This is a genomic window from Campylobacter sp. CFSAN093249, assembly GCF_011067895.1.
Lineage (GTDB): Bacteria > Campylobacterota > Campylobacteria > Campylobacterales > Campylobacteraceae > Campylobacter_D > Campylobacter_D jejuni.
Genome location: NZ_JAAMWM010000007.1, coordinates 81,698 through 98,715, shown reverse-complemented (window position 1 = coordinate 98,715; position 17,018 = coordinate 81,698). Strand labels below are relative to the sequence as shown.

Below are 17,018 nucleotides of genomic sequence, written 5' to 3'. Positions count from 1 at the left end.
AATTATAGCAAAGAAATTTTATGGATAATTACGAATTTAGCGAACTTTTAAAAACTTTAAAAAACAAAGTCGGCAACATAGCCTCCATCATCAAGCCTGAAAATATCCAAACAAGGCTTAAAGAAATCGAAGAGCTTGAAAATTCTCCTTCTTTTTGGAGTGATGTTAAACAAGCAGGAATCATAGGTAAAGAAAAAACTAAAATCACCAATCTACTTAAAAACTATGAAAATGCTTTTAATGCGCTAAATGACGCAAACGAACTTTTCGATCTAGCCAATAGCGAAAACGATACAGAAACGCTTGAAGCTTTATTTAATGACGCACCAAAACTTGAAGATACCATCACAAGTCTTGAAATTTCCATGCTTTTAAGTGGGGAAAATGATGGTAAAAATGCCATTGTTTCCATTCATCCAGGTGCGGGCGGAACAGAAAGTAATGACTGGGCAAGCATACTTTATAGAATGTATTTAAGATTTTGTGAAAGAGAAGGTTTTAAAGTCGAAACTCTAGACTTTCAAGAAGGCGAAGAAGCAGGGCTTAAAGATGTGAGCTTTTTAGTTAAAGGCGAAAATGCTTATGGTTATTTAAAGGCTGAAAATGGTATCCATCGTTTGGTAAGAACTTCTCCTTTTGATAGTGCAGGACGCCGCCATACAAGCTTTTCAAGTGTTATGGTAAGCCCTGAACTTGATGATGATATAGAAATTGAAATCGAAGAAAAAGACATAAGAATAGATTATTACAGAGCAAGCGGTGCAGGCGGACAACATGTCAATAAAACAGAATCGGCTGTGAGAATCACGCATTTTCCAACCGGCATAGTCGTACAATGCCAAAATGACAGAAGTCAGCACAAAAACAAAGCCACCGCTTTTAAAATGCTAAAATCTCGCCTTTATGAACTTGAACTCATGAAACAACAAGATAGTGCTAATGCTGGAGAAAAAAGCGAGATAGGCTGGGGGCATCAAATCCGATCTTATGTGCTTTTCCCTTATCAGCAAGTCAAAGACAATCGCAGTGGAGAAGCTTTTTCTCAAGTGGATAATATCCTTGATGGGGATATTAAGAAAATGATAGAAGGCGTTTTAATTGCCTTAAAAGCGGAGTAACAGGCTTAAAAATAAGTAATTTCTGCAAAATGTCGGTATAAAAAAATTAGAAAGATAGCGGGATTTTCCCGCTTGTTTTATTATCTTGCATAAAACCTAAGAGCATCATTCACAGAATAATAAACTCTTTTCTTAAAATCTTTATCGCAATAAACACTCACAACTTTATAGTCTTTTTATCGTTTGGATTTAATAAGAAAACATAGTTTGAGTATGGAGTTTTATCTATTTCTAAATCACGCTTCATTTCTTTAATTTTGCCTTCTGGATTGTTAATATCACTAATTGTTCTGACTGAAGTATAATCATAAAGTTTATAATTTTGGATATTTTTTCATAATCTCTTGATTACCTAAATCAAACATAGCTTGATCGTTGCCATTGTTTTTTAACTCGACTAAATCGCCATCGCCACAATCTACAATCAAAGTCATAGCTCCTAAAGCCAAAGCACTTGTTAAAATCTTTTTCATTATTTTTGCTCCTAGTTTTAAAATTAAATTAATATAACTATACCTAAATTTAAAATTTAAATATCATTTTTGCAATAAATTCTAAAGTAAAAATCACGTAAAAATTTAACTCATAATTATTTCACTCAAACAAATTTTTATGCAAAATTTCTTCTAAAACCACAGTAGCATAAGAGCCTTTTTGCAAGAAAAACTCTATACAAAAATGAGCTTTTTCTTCATCATAACGCCATTTTAACTCTTCTAAATATCCCCACATAAAGCGTCTTGAACCTTGCATTTTAGCCTTAAACTCCAAAGTATCTTTAAAAATTTCATTTTCTAAATTTAAGGCCAAACCTTCTCCTGTTTCATAAGCCTTAGCACCGATTAAAAGCCCCATGGCGCTTATATCTCTTGCCTTAAAACGCCCAAGCTCAGCACTTAAATCCTCGCATAAAAAACACTTTCCAAAAGGATAATGCCCTAAAACCTCACCTTTTAAAAGCTTAAAAAATTGTTCTTGTTTTTTAAGTTCCTTAGCTTCTTCTTTAGAAATTTTATAAATTTGGATCAATTCTTTTTCGCTAAAATCATTTGCAAAATGTGATAACTCCACTCTTTTACTCAAATAGCGATTAAAAAGCTCACTTTGAAAAGCTGAAATTAAAAACTCTTTCATTTTTACATTTTTCATTTTTTTGCCACGCAAAATTTCAAGCCCTTCTTTATAATTATCCCCAAATTTTCCAAAACGCTGATAACCAAAATAATTCGCAAAACCTTGTTTATCCAAATTCATCAAAGCTTGTTCTAGCTTTAAAGCATCGCTTGGCAAAACTTTTTTTAAGCGTATGAAAAAAGAATTTCCTTTTAAATGCCCTATTCTTAGCTTGTTTTCATGGGTAAAAATTTCTAAAATTTTAAGTTTAGAATGAGAAAAATTTGACAAAAAACTCTCAAATTTTTTAGGCATAGAAAGGTATTGAAAGGTTGATCCTTGCTTGTCTTTAAGCCCTGCATAACCAAAATCTCTTATTTTAACCCCGCTTGCTTCACTTAAAATTTTTAAAGCTTCATTTGTGGTTAAATCTTTTTTATTGATATGCAAAATAAGATGTTCACCCTTGCCGCTAAATTCATACAAAGGCTTTTCACGCACTACAAAATCATCGCTATTTTTACTAAAATACGCATTAATAGGACTATGTTTTAAGCTATACAAAGGCTTAAAAATGGTGTTCTCTTCCGCTAAATTCATATTTTCCTTTCACTGCTTTCCCAAAGATATTTAATTTCACGCCGTGTTTTTTGGCTATTGTTTCTATATTTTGCCGTTCTTTTTCATCAAAAGCAAACAAAATTTCATATTCTTCTCCGCTATAAAGCGTATAATCATCAAGTTTTTTAAACCAAGAAATACCGCATTTATTTAAGGCTAAAAGTCTTGATAAATCTTTGCTTAAACCATCTGAAATATCCATAGCACAAGAAATTAAAGGTGCGACTTCATAAAAAAAACTAGCTCTTAATTTTGGCTTTATAAATACATGGTTTGGTTTTAAAGTGCCCCCATTTTGTAAAATTTCAAGCCCTTTTAAACTTCGCCCTAATTTTCCTGTATAAGCAAGTAAATGTCCTTTTTTTAAACCTTTTCTAAAAACAGCTTTATCGTTAATCTTTGAAATGATAGTAAGACTAATGTCTATTTTATCATTGCTTATAGTATCGCCGCCTATGATTTTTATATTAAATTTCCTAGCTGTTTTTAAAAAACCTTTTTGTAAGGCTTTGATCTCATTTTCGCTTAAATTTTTTGGTAAAGCAAGTCCTAAAAGTGCGTATTTTGGCACAGCATTCATTGAAATAGCATCTGAGATATTGACAAGCATTGCTTTTGTAGCGATTTGCTCTAAACTAAGCCACGCTCTTTTAAAATGCACATTTTCAAAAAACAAATCCTTACTAAAACACCAATCATCAATAACAGCTCCATCATCGCCATTTTTTTCATTTAAAAAAGCTTTGATAATAAAATCTTCTTTGTTCATAATGCGTGATTTTATAAAATTTCCTTTTAAATTCTAGTGAATTTTAGAATAATTTTATATAATATAAAAATATTTAAGGAAAAACCATGAAAAAATTAGAATTAAGAATTTTTAGATTTGATAAAACCAAGGATTATGAGGCTTATTATAAACCTTATATTTATGATAATTATGAAAATTTTGCAAGTTTTTATGATCTGCTTTTGCAAGTTCAAGATGATGATATTTATTTTGATTTTGATAAAGATGAAGATACTTACATAGTTGTAAATAAGCAAATCATACCACTTTTTACACCTTTAGAAAAAATAGCAAAAGAATTTGATTTTAGTCTTTGTATCGAGCCTTTAAGCACAAAAAGAGCCATTAAAGATCTTATCATCGATAAAAATGATTTTTTAGACAAATACAAATATCTTGAAAAATTTGGTGATGAAGAGGATAAAAAACTTTATGCAAAATATGATTATTTATATTATGCAAGTGAAATTTTAGACTATCTTCCTGAATATATGGGCGATGGAGTGTTTTATTTGGCTTCAAAAATGATAGAAAAATATCCTGAAAAAAAGATAGAAATTTTAAAAACTCTAGCAGATAAAGAAAAGGGTATTTTTTATCATCTTGAAAGCAAAAATGAAATTTTAGAAACAACGATCAAAAACCTACAAAATGAAATTTTAAATTTAGGGCTTTTTGATAAAAATATTTTACACTTTGATTTACCTAAAACCAATGCTTTTGATAATGAGATCAAAGAACTTAAAGAAATTAAACATAATTTTAAAGATTTCAATATAGCTTTTTATGGTTTTAATGCTTGCGATACTTTAAAATCGAAACTTAAGGCTAAATTTATTTCCTATGAAAACAGTATAAAAAATAATGGCTTTAGCTTGCTTAATCTAAATCCTACGCTAAGCTATAAAATAGCCGCAGATATTGTTTTGGACGCTTATGATAGCGGGGCTGATTTTATGGTAGTAAAAGAAGAAAAAGATTTTTATCTTTTTGATACTTGTGCTAAAAAACTTATGCAAACAAGTGGAAGGGAATTTGAAGACTTTTATATTTTGAGCCGTTTTGAGTTTTTAGCCCTTATCGAAGGCATACAAGCTCCATCATTAAAAAATCACACTTTAAAGGTTAGTTTGATATGAAAATCTCTTTAGAATGCAAAGATCTCATCATAGAAAAAACTTTAGAACTTTTTTTAAAAGATCATTTGGTAATGAAAAAAAATTGTGATTTCATCATTAGCGATGAAAAAATTCATACCGCAAAACCCTTATTTATCATCTCTAAAAACTCTCCATTTTTAAGCATACCATTTAGCAAAGAAGCCTTGTTTGAGTCTTTAAATGAATTTGATAATGCCTTAAAAGCAGCAGCTTTGCAACTTGCACTTGAACAAAAAAGACTGCTTGAAGAAAAAATTGACGCTATTGCTTTGGAATTTAAAAAAGATTATGAAAATAAAATCGATCTTGCCATAAAAGATCTTAAAAACAAACTCGTAAAAGCACTTAATGATGAATGATGAATTTATAAGCGTTAAAGACTTTTTTAATCACAATGAAAAAAGAAAAAAATTTCTTCAAAAACAAGAAATTAAACCTCCTAAAGAAAAAACAAAAAAAACTAAAGAAATAAAGCTTTATACAAATATAGAAAGTGGTAAATACAAAGGGAAAAAACTACTTTTACCTAGTCTTACAACAACAAGAAGTACTAAAAGCATAGTCAAAAGTTGTGTTTTTAATGTAATAAGAGAAGATTTAAGAAGTAAAATTTTCATTGAAGCCTTTGGAGGAAGTGCTTTAATGGCGGCTGAAGCACTAAGTAATCATGCTTTAAAAGCTTATGCTATAGAACTTGATGCAAAAGCTTATAAAATTGCTTTAGAAAATGCTAAAAATATAGATCCAAATTTAGAAGTGATCCATGCAAATACTTTTGAAATTTTACCTAAACTCATAGAAAATTCAAAAAATGAAATCATATTATATCTTGACCCACCTTTTGATACCAGAGAAGGTTTTAGCGATATTTATGAAAAAATTTATCATTTTTTAGAAAATTTAGATTTAAAGACTTTAAATTTAATCATTTTTGAACACCACTCAACCATAAAAACTCCCGAAAAAATCCAAAATTTTCAAAAAGTCAAAGAAAAGAAATTTGGATCAACTAGCTTAAGCTTTTACGCTTCTTAACTTACTTGGAACACTTCTTGCTTGATCTATCATCAACAATAGATTAAAGGAAGAATCCATGAGAGTTTTAACGATATTTTTACTCTTTATGACAAGCATTTTTGCAGTGCAAATCAAGGATGTAGCAAACACTGTAGGTGTAAGAGATAACCAACTTATAGGTTATGGACTTGTTGTAGGGCTTAATGGAAGCGGCGATGGAACAAGCTCTAAATTTACACTACAATCCATCTCAAACCTTTTACAAGGTATGAATATCAAAGTAGATCCTAACGATATCAAATCAAAAAATACCGCAGCTGTTATGGTTACAGCCAAACTTCCAGCCTTTGCAAAAAGCGGAGATAAACTTGATATTACCGTTTCATCTATGGGTGATGCAAAATCTTTACAAGGCGGAACACTTTTACTGACTGCACTTCGTGGGATTGATGGTGAAATTTATGCCATAGCACAAGGCTCTATCTCAACAGGAGGTTTAACACCTAGACCAGGAGGAGCAGGTTCTCACTCAACTGCTGCAACTGTAATGGGCGGAGCTAATGTAGAAAGAGAAATTCCACAAAATTTTAGCCAAAACAATGATCTAACCTTAAGTTTAAAAGTAGCGGATTTTAAAACCGCAAACGATATAGAAAGAGTTTTAAATACTGTCTTTGGCGAAGAAGTAGCTAAAGCCATCGACTCTCGCACAGTAAAACTCAAAAAACCTGAAGATCTTTCAAATGTTGATTTTATGGCAAGAGTTTTAGAACAAGATATAGCTTATAAACCACAAAGCAAAGTTATCATCGATGAAAGAACAGGAACAGTGATTGCTGGAGTTGATGTAGAGGTAGAACCTGTTTTAATCACTCATAAAGATATCACTATAAAAATAGATCCAAACAATAACGCAGTAGCTAATCAAAATGAAATCGATATGAAAGATGGTGGTTTTGTAGATCCAAGTTCAAATACCTTAAGAATCAACAATGCAAAAAGCACAGTTGCAAATATAGCTAGAATGCTTAACAAACTTGGAGCAACCCCAAATGACATTATCGCTATTATGGAAAATTTAAAGCGCGCAGGTGCAATTAACGCGGATTTGGAGATCATCTAATGAAAGTGGATAATTTTTTAAATACTTATAGTATGAATAGCGCTTTACTTGATCGTGCAGCCAAAGCAAGAAGTTTAGAATCAAGCATCAAAATAAATGACAATGATATAGTTACAAAGAGCAAAGAAGATGAAGCCTTAAAAGAACAAACGGATGCTTTTGAGGCATTTTTTTTAAAGCAAGTTTTAGATGTATCTTTAAAAAGTCAAAATTCACTCTTTGGAAAAGATGCCAGCGATGAAATATACTCTTCCATGTATAATGATACCATGAGTAAAGCTTTAAGTGGAGGTATGGGTTTTTCAAAATTATTATACGATTTTTTAAAAGAAAGGGGTTAAGTTTTTTAAATTTAGGTCGATATGGTTTGTAGAGGATTATAACTAAGATCAAGGAGGCAGAAATGATCAATCCTATACAACAAAGTTATGTGGCAAATACCGCATTAAATACAAATAGAATAGATAAAGAAACTAAAACAAACGATACTCAAAAAACGGAAAATGATAAAGCGAGTAAAATCGCAGAGCAGATTAAAAATGGTACTTATAAAATCGATACAAAAGCTACGACTGCTGCGATTGCTGACTCTTTAATCTAAAAACTTTCATTCTCCTTTTTTTGAGAGAGAAAAGGAGAAAATATGCTTAAACAAAGACTTGATGAAGTAAATGCTATCTTAGCAAAACTTATTGCTTTAACCGAAGAAGATATAGAAAATATCAAAGTGGCTAAACATGAGAGTGTAACGCCAAGTGTAGAAGAAAAAAACAAACTTATCGCGGAATTTATTACAGCTAAAAAACAACTTGATGTTGCCTTGGTTGAGCTAAATAATAGCTCTACAAAAGGGCTTAGTGAACTCTTAGATGATGAAGATAAACAAAAACTAGATCTACTTAAAAAAAATCTTCAAAACCTTCATAGTAAAAACAAAGAGTATGCTAAATTTGTTCTTATTGTCAAAGATTTTCTTGATGGCTTAGTAAATAAAATGTTTGATATCAATGATGGAACAAATAATGCTTATGGAGATAAAAAGACAAATCCAGAGTCAATTTTCAAGATCAATGTATAAGGATTTATAATGGGTATTTTTGGAACATTATACACAGGTGTTACAGGCTTAAAGGCAAGCGAAGTTCAAATCGCAACAACTGGAAATAATATCTCAAATGCTAATGCAACTTTTTATACACGCCAAAGAGTGGTGCAAACTACAAATGGATATATTACAACAGGTGGAGTTCAAGTAGGCACAGGAACTGCTGTAGAAAGTATAGTGCGTTTGCATGATGAGTATTCTTACTATAAATTAAAAGGTGCATCTACTCAACTAGAATATACTAAATATATAGCTTCCACTTTACAAGAAATTGCGCAGCGTTTTCCCGACTTACAAAATACTGGAATTTTGCAAGATTTAGAAAATTATAACAAAGCTTGGAATGATTTTGCATCTAACCCCAACGAAAATGCCACAAAAATAGCCCTTGTAAAAGCTTCTCAGACCTTAACAGAAAGCGTTAATAACACTTTTGCAACCTTAGATAAAATCCAAAAAAAAGTAAATGATGATATTAAAAATACAGTTGATGAGATTAATAGAATTGGCGAAGAAATTGCTACTATAAATAAACAAATTTATGGACAAGAAGCCTTACCAACAGAACACGCAAATGAACTTAGGGATAGAAGAGATGAACTTGAGCTTACTCTTTCAAAGCTAGTTAGTGCAGTTGCAAGCAAAAATGAAATCAATCAAGACAATCGCCTTGATACAACCATCACTGATCCAGGACATCAATACAATCTAAGTATAGAAGGTTTTAGTATAGTAGATGGAATAAATTTTCATCCTTTAAAGCTTGATTATGATGATAAAAATAAATCTTATAGCATTTATTATGAAACTCCTGATGAAAAAGTTCGCGATCTTACTGCAAAAATTAGCGGTGGACAGCTTGGTGCTCAACTTGACTTACGCGGTAGAAACTATAGCAAAAGCGAAGGAAAATATGAAGATGGAATTATCCAAGGTTATATGGATTCTTTAGATACTTTTGCTAAGACCATGATCAATGAAACTAACAATCTTTATGCAAGTTCTGCGAAAAGTTCTGTTACTTCTGATTATCTATCTGGGCTTAAGGGAGATATTCCTTTAGTTAATTACGACAGAACCATACAACCAGGAAGTTTTGATATAGTCATTTATGATGATAAAGGCGATAAAAAACTCACCAAAACCATCACCATAGATGTAAATACAACCATGAATGATATCATGCGTCAAATCAATGCTAATACAGATGATAATAACAATAAAAATTCAAACGATGATGTTGATGATCATATCAATGCAAGTTTTAGCTACGATGCAAAAACTGGAGATGGTTTATTTCAAATCAATGCAAAATCAGGTTTTAAGGTAGCCATTGAAGATAAGGGCACAAATTTCGCAGGTGCGTTTAGTATAGGTGGTTTTTTCAGCGGAACTGATGCAAGTAATATGAAAGTAAAAGATTCCATCTTAAATGATCCAAGCACAGTAAGAGCAAGTTTAAGTGGGGTTGATAGTGGCAATGACATGGCAAATAAAATCATCCAACTTCAATATGAAAAAGTTAATTTTTATAATGAAGATGGCACTATCGATAATCTTACCATGGAAGAATATTACCGCAAACTTACAGGTAAAATAGCCTCAGATGGTGAAAATAACAATGTCGTCAATTCAAGCAATGAAACTCTTTATAATTCTGTTTATAGCGAGTACCAATCTAAAAGTGGCGTAAATACAAATGAAGAATTAGCCGCCCTTATACAATATCAATCAAGTTACGGTGCAGCAGCAAAAATCGTCTCAACCGTAGATCAAATGCTTGATACCTTACTAGGGCTTAAATCTTAAGCTCTAGTAATATCAAATGAAAAATTTTATCCATCTTAAAGCTAAGCTCGATTTTTTAGCCAATCAAAAAAATACCAATCATTCCCTTTTTGAAACTCCAGATCCTTTGCAAATTGCTAAAATTCACAATGATGAATTTATTGCCTTAATTTGTGCTTTATTTGCCTATGGAAATGCTAAAAATATAGTAAATTTTCTAAAGAAACTTGATTTTTCTTTATTAAACCTTCAAGAAAAACAAATAAAAAAAGAACTTAAAAATTTAAAATACCGCTTCCAAAATGAAAAAGATATACAAGAAATTTTTATCACTCTTTCAAGGCTGAAAAATGAAATTTCACTCTACGAACTTTTTTATCAAGCCTATCAAGAAAGAGAAAATACCACAGATGCCATCTTAGCTTTTATGCAAAAAATCAAAACCTTAAATTCATATTCAAGTTATGGATATGATTTTTTCTTTGGAAAAATTTGGCAAAACACTCCTACTTCACCTCTTAAACGCTATAATATGTATCTAAGATGGATGGTTAGAAAAGATGAACTTGATCTTGGACTTTTTACCAAAATTCACACCAAAGATCTTTTAATTCCACTTGATACACATGCACATAAAATTTCCTTGACTTTAGGACTTCTAAAGCGTAAAATATATGATTATAAAAGTGTTTTAGAACTCACACAAAATTTAAAAAAATTAGATGCAAATGATCCCATAAAATATGACTTTGCACTCTATCGTTTAGGGCAAAGTAAGGAAATTGACAAATTTAAGGAGTGAAGAATGGGTTTTGAGCACTTAAATACGATTTATTATTTCATACTTTTTTTTGTAGCTCTTTTTGCTGGTTTTATAGATTCTATTGTAGGTGGAGGAGGACTTATTACTCTACCAGCACTCATAGCCTGTGGAATTCCTGCGCATTTATCCTTAGCAACAAACAAACTCCAAAGCGTCTTTGGTTCTTTTACGGCTACTTTAACTTATTTTAAATCCACCACTCTACCTCATCTTGCTTGGGGTGTTTTTTTCACAGCCTTAGGAGCAGCTATAGGAAGTTATAGTGTTCTTTTTGTAAAAGATGAGCAATTAAAGCTTATTATCTTAATCTTTTTAACTCTTACCTTCTTATATACAGCCTTACGTCCCAACTTAGGCAAACACGAAAGCGAACCTAAAATAAAAAATATCAAAATTTTTCATTTAATTTGTGGCTTAACTTTAGGATTTTATGATGGATTTTTAGGGCCTGGAACGGGTTCATTTTGGATTTTTGCTTGTGTGATGCTACTAGGTTTTAATATGAGAAAAGCGAGCATTAATACTAAAATTTTAAATTTCACAAGCAACATCATTGCTCTTGCTATATTTTTATGGCAATATGAACTTTTATGGGCTGTAGGTTTGCTTATGGGTGTAGGACAAGTTTTAGGAGCTTATTTGGGTTCAAAACTTGTGTTAAAAACTAATGGAAAGTTTATAAAAACTTTATTTTTAATCGTTGTAGGAGCTACTATTATTAAAGTAGCTTGGGATTATTTTAGTTAAAATTGACCCCTGAGCTAAGCTCCCACATAGGTAAAAATATACCTAAAGCCAAAAACAAAACTAAAAGCGCTACAAATAAAGTCATCATAGGCTCTAAAAAAATCAAAAATCTATCCATCAAATTTTCGCTTTTTTGTTGATAATATTTGGCAATTTCTTCACTTAATACTTCAAGTCTTCCACTTTTCATCGCAACGCTAAGCATAGAAAACACCAAAGAATCAAAAATATCAATCTTTTTAAAAGCCTGACTTAACTCAAGACCAGAATCTATAAAACTAAAAAGTTTTTTATACTGAAAAATTAAAAATTTATTTTCAAGCCCTATAATAGCTAAATCAAAAGCTTTAGATATTGAAATTCCATTTTTTAAAAGCAAAGAAAAAACCATAAAAAAATAATAATTTTGATTATAAATAATCAAACGAGAAATCAAAGGTACTTTTAAAAATAAAAAATCGCAAGAAAAAGCAAAAGAATGAAAATTTTTATAAGCTAAAATAAGCATAACAATAAAAATAACAAACAAAAATATGCAAAAAATTCCATAGTCATCTAAAAAATTATAAATTTCTAACATTACATGCGTGATAAAAGGCAAACTCGCGCCTAAATTTTCAAATAAATCTTTAAAATTAGGCACTACAAAAAGCATTAAAAACAAAAATGCTCCGATAATACTTAAAAAAACCAAAGTAGGATATCTAAAAGCCTTTTTTAATTGTTTTTGACTCTCTAAGCTTTTTTCTCGAAGTTTAGAAATTTGACTAAACACTTCACTGATTTTTCCTGTCTTTTCAGCCGTTTTAATCAAAGCTAACTCCGCACGATTTAATCCAAAATTAGCATTTTCAAAAGCTTGATTTAGATTTTGGGCTAAAATTAAATTGTCTAATATTTTTTTCATAATCTTGCAAGAGTGCATAAGATATAATTCTCTAATCGCCTCTTGAACACTTAATCCAACTTCACACAACAAAGCTAGCTCTTTAAAAAAGAGTATAAAATTTTCATCTTTTAATCTCTGAAAATTAGATTTTTGAATTTCTTTTATATCAATGATTTTCCAATTCTTTGATAAGGCTTTTGCTTGTGCTGTATTTAAATTTTCAGCTTTTATAGTTTTTGTATAATTTTGATTGTTTTTAAGAAATTCTACTTCATAAAATTTCATCTTACAACCCTTAAAAGCTCATCTATACTTGTAAGACCTTCTTTGGCTTTTTTTAAACCTTGTTCAAACATAGTTTGAAAGCCATATTTTTTTGCAAGCTCCATTAAAATCGTTTTATCTTGATTTTCCCTAATTGCACAAGATAAATCTTCATTGATCTCTAAGCACTCAGCGATTAATTCTCTGCCAAAAAATCCACTATGATGACAACGCTCACATCCTTTTGGTTCAAAAAATTCACCTTCAAATTCAATATAATGTTTTTTGCTTTTTTGCTTACACCAAGGACAAAGTTTTCTAACCAAACGCTGTGCTATAACAAGACTCAAAGCCGATGCTATCAAGTAACTTTTTGCTTGCATATCCAAAAGCCTATCAATGGTACTAAGAGCATCATTAGTATGCAAGGTGCTTAAAAGCAAATGACCTGTTAAAGAAGCTTTAAGTGCAATATCTAAACTTTCTTCATCGCGAATTTCTCCTATCATGATAATATCAGGATCTTGCCTTAAAATTGCTCTTAAAACACTATTAAACTCGACTCCAACTTTTGAATTGAGCAAAATTTGCTGCACTAAAGGAATTTTATATTCTATAGGATCTTCTGCGGAAATAATCTTTTTTTCAATACTTTTCAACTCATTTAAACACGCGTATAAAGTTGTGCTTTTACCACTACCTGTAGGACCGGTTAATAAAATCATTCCATTGGGACGATGTAAAATCTTTTTTAAAATTTCTAAATTTTTATCTCCAAAATTTAGTTTATACAAATCCAAAATTTCTTTATCATGTTTTAAAATTCTTATAACAACACTTTCACCATAAATCAAAGGCAAACATGAAACACGAAAATCATATCTTTCATTTTCAAAATCTAATTCAAAACTTCCATCTTGCGTTTTTCTTGATTCAGCTAAATTCAAACAAGCTAAAAATTTGACATGAAAAACCAAAGCTTCATAAATATCCTTCTCAAAAATAGCAAATTCACGCAAAATTCCATCAACCCTAAATCTAATCAAAGCGTCATCATTCCTTGCTTCTATATGAATATCACTCGCATGAAAAGATAAAATTTCATGTAATAAAAAATCAAAAATTTGACTGATGCAACTTTGATCATCTCTTTTGTGATTTTCTTGCCATTCAAGTCTAAGCTTAATGCTTAATCTTTTAATCTCCTCTTGAATGCGAATTTGATTTAAAATTTTAGCTATCTTTAATTCATCGGCAATTGCAGTGTCGATTTTTTCACAAATCATAAAAGTCTTAACTTGCTCTAAAAGCTCTAAAGAACAAGGTTTGGATCTAATAATCATAAAGCCGTCATTGTTTTTAATAAGCAGAAATTTAAATTTTAAAAGTAAAGAAAAAGGTATACCTTCATAAATAAAATCATTATCTTCATCTAAATCAACAAAATGCAAATTACAAAAATTTGCTAATTTGTTAAAAAAATCCCAAGAAGTGATATTAAATTTAGTGCAAATTTCATCAAGACTTATTTCATTATCAATATAAGCTTGAAAAATTTTATCCATTCTACTTTCCATCTAATTCCATTAAACCATAATAATTTATATAAGCATCTAAAGCACTTTGAGCTTCTTTTTCTTCGCCTAAAGCTCTTTTAGCCTGAGCAAAAATCAGCCAAGAATCTTGTTTTTGCTTGTCAAGTTCATTGGCTTTTAAAGCCCAAAATATTGTCTTTTGATAAGCTTTAATATCAAAATACTTCTTAGCTAAATTTAATGCCTTTTCATAGCTTGGATTTTGATAAAAAGATTTTTTTAAATCAGAAATATTTAAAATTTTAGAATCAATTTCTATCTTGCTAATATGTGTATTTTCCTGCACCGCTTTAACTTCTTCTAGTTCTTTATATAACTTTTCCCTAGAAATCTTATTTTTTTCTTGTAAAATTTGCGCTTGAAGAATCTTTTGCTCCAAATGCTTTTTATGTTCAATAGCCTGCAAATAAATATTTTTTTGCTTATTATATTTTTGCATTAGCACAAAAAAACAAAATGCTATTACTGATATTAGAATAATTAATAATAAATATTTTAAATATTTTTTAAGTAAAAAGTATTTATACCTAAGCTCAAGCTCTTTAATTCTTTCTTGCATATCTTACCTTAATAAGCCATTCTCTAAAGCACTAAGCTTTAAAATATACTCTTGACTTTTGTTTTTATCAAAAAAACTATTTATCTCATAAAAACTTTTTAAAGTTTTATCAATATATCTTAAATTTCCTTGAGAAATTTTTTGTAAAAACTTAAGACATTTATTTGAAAAATTCATTCCAAATTTCAATTTAATATAATCATCAAGTTCTAAAAGACTAATATTTTTCAATTTAAAACAAGCACTTAAACGACTTTTAAAATGCTCTTTTTTAAGTATATTTAACTTTTTATGAGAACTTAAAACAAAACTTATAGAATCACTATAAATCCTGATGCTTTCTAGCATTGCATAATCATACATTCCCACTTCATCAAGAATGATTAAACTCTGACCTTGTGAAATCAAAAACTCAATTTTTTCTTTTAAGAAACTCTGATCTTTAAAATTTTCATTAATAAAATCAACATTATATTTTTTTGCCAATCTTTGCAACAATACACTTTTACCACTACCACTTTTTCCCCATAAAAAAATAAAAGCTTTTTGGCTTTCTAAAATTTGATTGATTTGATGAAAAATTTCTTCTCTAAATGGAATAATTTTACTCATAATGCTTAAATCCTAGATCTTTAAGACTTGGAGCATTTACACTATCTACTATACTTGGAGTGATAATAAAAACAATTTCGGTTGCTTTAGAATTTAAAACTTCTCCTTTAAACAAAGAACCTAGGATTGGAATTTTTGATAGAAAATTGATAGAATTTTTCTCATTAGATTTATCGTGAGAAATCAATCCACCTAAAATTAAAGTTTGATTATTCTCTACTTGCACAACACTAGAAAGCTTTTTTTGTATGGTATCAGGAGCAATAGTTCTTGGTTCTTTTTGTCGTTTATTATCTTCTGGATACTTAAAATCACTTAAGCTTGGATTAATCCTGAGCATTATTTTTCCATCATCAGAAATTTCAGGCAAGATATTGAGTAAAATGCCTACAAAAATAGAATAATTGTTATAACTTTCACTAACAGTAGTCCCATTTTCAGTGCCTTTAGAACTTTCTTTAACTTGATAATTTATAGTATCACCTACAGAAATAATGGCTTGTTGGTTATTTAAAGCCATAAGCTTTGGATTAGAAAGCACGCTAGTTTTTCCATTTTGAGAAAGAAAGTTAATAATAGAATCAAAATTTAAATTCGCCCTTAAACCCAAATTCTTAACAAAACCTTGCCCATTTTGAAACTGAATAAAAGAATTTTCATTATTTACTTGCGAATTTAAACCTATATTAAAATTTTGCCAATTAATCCCACTAGAATGGTTTTCATTTAAACTCACAGCAAGTATGCTAACATCGATAATAACTTGTTTTTTAAGACGATTTTCTAGTTTTTGCAAATAATTTTTCACACTTTTTAACTGAGAATTTGTTCCAGTTACTATAATAAGACCTGCATTGGGATTTATAATGGGAATTTTAGCCTCATAATCTTCATGAGAATTTTTTAATAATACAATAATCTCTTTTTCTATATTTTGCCAAAAATCAAATTTTTCCATACTTTTAATCATATTGTCTTCTGCGTCATCAAAACTACCGCTATATTCACTTTGCCTTGGTTTAGCGTCTACAGACGCTTTAGTTATGCTTTGTCCTTCTCTGATAGAAGTGATATAACTTATCTTAAAAATCTTCGTATTAATGCCTGAAATTCTTAAAATTTTACCATCAAAATCATAGCTAAGATCATGCTCTTTGATAAAAAAATTAAAAATTTCGTCTAAACTCATTTGATGAATATTGACAGAGTTTTGCAATATTTCTAATTTTTCTTTGGCAATTTTATCTTTAACAATAATACTAAAAGAACAATATTTTGCAAGCTCATCAAGACTTTCTTGTATGCTTAATTTTTCATTAATACTGATATCAAAAAGACGCTTTTGACAATCTAAAGCATAAAGATAATGGCAAAAAAGAATGTTAATTAATATTAATCTTATCATTTTTATTTATTTGGATTGCAATTTCTAAATTATCATATTGGAATTTAATCTCTTTAGTATTTATTTCATATATTATAGCATCATCAATCATATCACCTTTTTTATACCATCGATCATAAATTTTTACTTTATCAAGCATAATTGCAGTAATTTTAATATGTCTTAATTTTTCAAAAGTAGGATTCACAAATGGGTTTTGAAGAGTATTAAAATTTATACGATTTTCTTTATCTATAAGTTTAAAATACTCTTCAAAATTATCTTGTGCAAACAAAGTGCTAAAACACAA

At 29.7% G+C, this 17,018-nt stretch carries 19 protein-coding genes and 1 pseudogene; 11 read left to right on the top strand and 9 right to left on the bottom strand.

From position 1 onward, the window contains the following. Positions 1 to 20: 20 nt before the first annotated feature. Positions 21 to 1,118 carry a peptide chain release factor 2 gene (prfB, locus tag FBF10_RS07680; RefSeq protein WP_002883032.1) on the top strand — a complete coding sequence of 366 codons (1,098 nt, stop codon included), beginning with the start codon at positions 21 to 23 and terminating at the stop codon, positions 1,116 to 1,118. Positions 1,119 to 1,275: 157 nt separating this feature from the next. Here prfB and FBF10_RS08635 read toward each other — a convergent pair. From FBF10_RS08635 to FBF10_RS07665, 3 genes and pseudogenes are all read right to left on the bottom strand, one after another. After that, positions 1,276 to 1,591: pseudogene (locus tag FBF10_RS08635) on the bottom strand (hypothetical protein). 121 nt (positions 1,592 to 1,712) lie between these two features. Next, positions 1,713 to 2,831 carry a tRNA pseudouridine(13) synthase TruD gene (gene truD / locus FBF10_RS07670; protein ID WP_002869777.1) on the bottom strand — a complete coding sequence of 373 codons (1,119 nt, stop codon included), beginning with the start codon at positions 2,829 to 2,831 and terminating at the stop codon, positions 1,713 to 1,715. Next, on the bottom strand, positions 2,800 to 3,621 hold the full coding sequence (locus tag FBF10_RS07665) for a thiamine-phosphate kinase (protein WP_002887751.1): 822 nt from the start codon (positions 3,619 to 3,621) through the stop codon (positions 2,800 to 2,802). The genes truD and FBF10_RS07665 overlap by 32 nt, the downstream gene beginning before the upstream one ends. A gap of 86 nt (positions 3,622 to 3,707) precedes the next feature. Here FBF10_RS07665 and FBF10_RS07660 point away from each other — a divergent pair, with 86 nt between their 5' ends. From FBF10_RS07660 to FBF10_RS07615, 10 genes are all read left to right on the top strand, one after another. After that, positions 3,708 to 4,781 (top strand): DUF5644 domain-containing protein, encoded by a 1,074-nt coding sequence (locus FBF10_RS07660; protein ID WP_002872345.1) that lies wholly within the window; start codon positions 3,708 to 3,710, stop codon positions 4,779 to 4,781. Then, the gene (locus FBF10_RS07655; RefSeq protein ID WP_002826012.1) at positions 4,778 to 5,161 is read left to right on the top strand and encodes a hypothetical protein; all 384 of its coding nucleotides are present in this window, start codon (positions 4,778 to 4,780) and stop codon (positions 5,159 to 5,161) included. Before FBF10_RS07660 ends, FBF10_RS07655 begins: the two co-directional genes overlap by 4 nt. After that, positions 5,154 to 5,837, top strand: a complete 684-nt coding sequence (gene rsmD, locus FBF10_RS07650; protein ID WP_025998018.1) for a 16S rRNA (guanine(966)-N(2))-methyltransferase RsmD — start codon at positions 5,154 to 5,156, stop codon at positions 5,835 to 5,837. The genes FBF10_RS07655 and rsmD overlap by 8 nt, the downstream gene beginning before the upstream one ends. Positions 5,838 to 5,895: 58 nt before the next feature. Next, on the top strand, positions 5,896 to 6,942 hold the full coding sequence (locus tag FBF10_RS07645) for a flagellar basal body P-ring protein FlgI (protein ID WP_002826014.1): 1,047 nt from the start codon (positions 5,896 to 5,898) through the stop codon (positions 6,940 to 6,942). Further along, complete coding sequence (locus tag FBF10_RS07640; RefSeq protein ID WP_002784057.1) at positions 6,942 to 7,283, top strand: hypothetical protein; 342 nt, start codon at positions 6,942 to 6,944, stop codon at positions 7,281 to 7,283. Before FBF10_RS07645 ends, FBF10_RS07640 begins: the two co-directional genes overlap by 1 nt. 62 nt (positions 7,284 to 7,345) lie before the next feature. Further along, positions 7,346 to 7,543: a flagellar biosynthesis anti-sigma factor FlgM gene (gene flgM / locus FBF10_RS07635; RefSeq protein WP_002872343.1), complete on the top strand. Its 198-nt coding sequence runs from the start codon at positions 7,346 to 7,348 to the stop codon at positions 7,541 to 7,543. Positions 7,544 to 7,585: 42 nt separating this feature from the next. Then, on the top strand, positions 7,586 to 8,020 hold the full coding sequence (locus FBF10_RS07630) for a flagellar protein FlgN (protein WP_002779263.1): 435 nt from the start codon (positions 7,586 to 7,588) through the stop codon (positions 8,018 to 8,020). 9 nt (positions 8,021 to 8,029) lie between these two features. Continuing rightward, the gene (flgK, locus tag FBF10_RS07625; protein ID WP_002867248.1) at positions 8,030 to 9,856 is read left to right on the top strand and encodes a flagellar hook-associated protein FlgK; all 1,827 of its coding nucleotides are present in this window, start codon (positions 8,030 to 8,032) and stop codon (positions 9,854 to 9,856) included. 16 nt (positions 9,857 to 9,872) lie between these two features. Next, positions 9,873 to 10,637: a TIGR02757 family protein gene (locus FBF10_RS07620; RefSeq protein ID WP_002851318.1), complete on the top strand. Its 765-nt coding sequence runs from the start codon at positions 9,873 to 9,875 to the stop codon at positions 10,635 to 10,637. A gap of 3 nt (positions 10,638 to 10,640) precedes the next feature. Further along, positions 10,641 to 11,405 (top strand): TSUP family transporter, encoded by a 765-nt coding sequence (locus tag FBF10_RS07615; RefSeq protein WP_002855821.1) that lies wholly within the window; start codon positions 10,641 to 10,643, stop codon positions 11,403 to 11,405. Here FBF10_RS07615 and FBF10_RS07610 read toward each other — a convergent pair. From FBF10_RS07610 to FBF10_RS07585, 6 genes are read right to left on the bottom strand one after another with little or no spacing between them, the layout of a single operon-like run. After that, complete coding sequence (locus FBF10_RS07610; RefSeq protein ID WP_002868229.1) at positions 11,398 to 12,579, bottom strand: type II secretion system F family protein; 1,182 nt, start codon at positions 12,577 to 12,579, stop codon at positions 11,398 to 11,400. The two genes, FBF10_RS07615 and FBF10_RS07610, sit on opposite strands and share 8 nt — an antisense overlap. Then, positions 12,576 to 14,135, bottom strand: a complete 1,560-nt coding sequence (locus tag FBF10_RS07605) for a GspE/PulE family protein (protein ID WP_020247122.1) — start codon at positions 14,133 to 14,135, stop codon at positions 12,576 to 12,578. Before FBF10_RS07605 ends, FBF10_RS07610 begins: the two co-directional genes overlap by 4 nt. After that, complete coding sequence (locus FBF10_RS07600; RefSeq protein WP_002851370.1) at positions 14,125 to 14,712, bottom strand: membrane protein; 588 nt, start codon at positions 14,710 to 14,712, stop codon at positions 14,125 to 14,127. Before FBF10_RS07600 ends, FBF10_RS07605 begins: the two co-directional genes overlap by 11 nt. A gap of 3 nt (positions 14,713 to 14,715) precedes the next feature. Next, positions 14,716 to 15,324: an ATP-binding protein gene (locus FBF10_RS07595; protein WP_002851464.1), complete on the bottom strand. Its 609-nt coding sequence runs from the start codon at positions 15,322 to 15,324 to the stop codon at positions 14,716 to 14,718. Continuing rightward, positions 15,317 to 16,729: a pilus (MSHA type) biogenesis protein MshL gene (gene mshL / locus FBF10_RS07590; protein ID WP_002855316.1), complete on the bottom strand. Its 1,413-nt coding sequence runs from the start codon at positions 16,727 to 16,729 to the stop codon at positions 15,317 to 15,319. Before mshL ends, FBF10_RS07595 begins: the two co-directional genes overlap by 8 nt. Further along, the gene (locus tag FBF10_RS07585; protein ID WP_002855438.1) at positions 16,707 to 17,018 is read right to left on the bottom strand and encodes a hypothetical protein; all 312 of its coding nucleotides are present in this window, start codon (positions 17,016 to 17,018) and stop codon (positions 16,707 to 16,709) included. Before FBF10_RS07585 ends, mshL begins: the two co-directional genes overlap by 23 nt.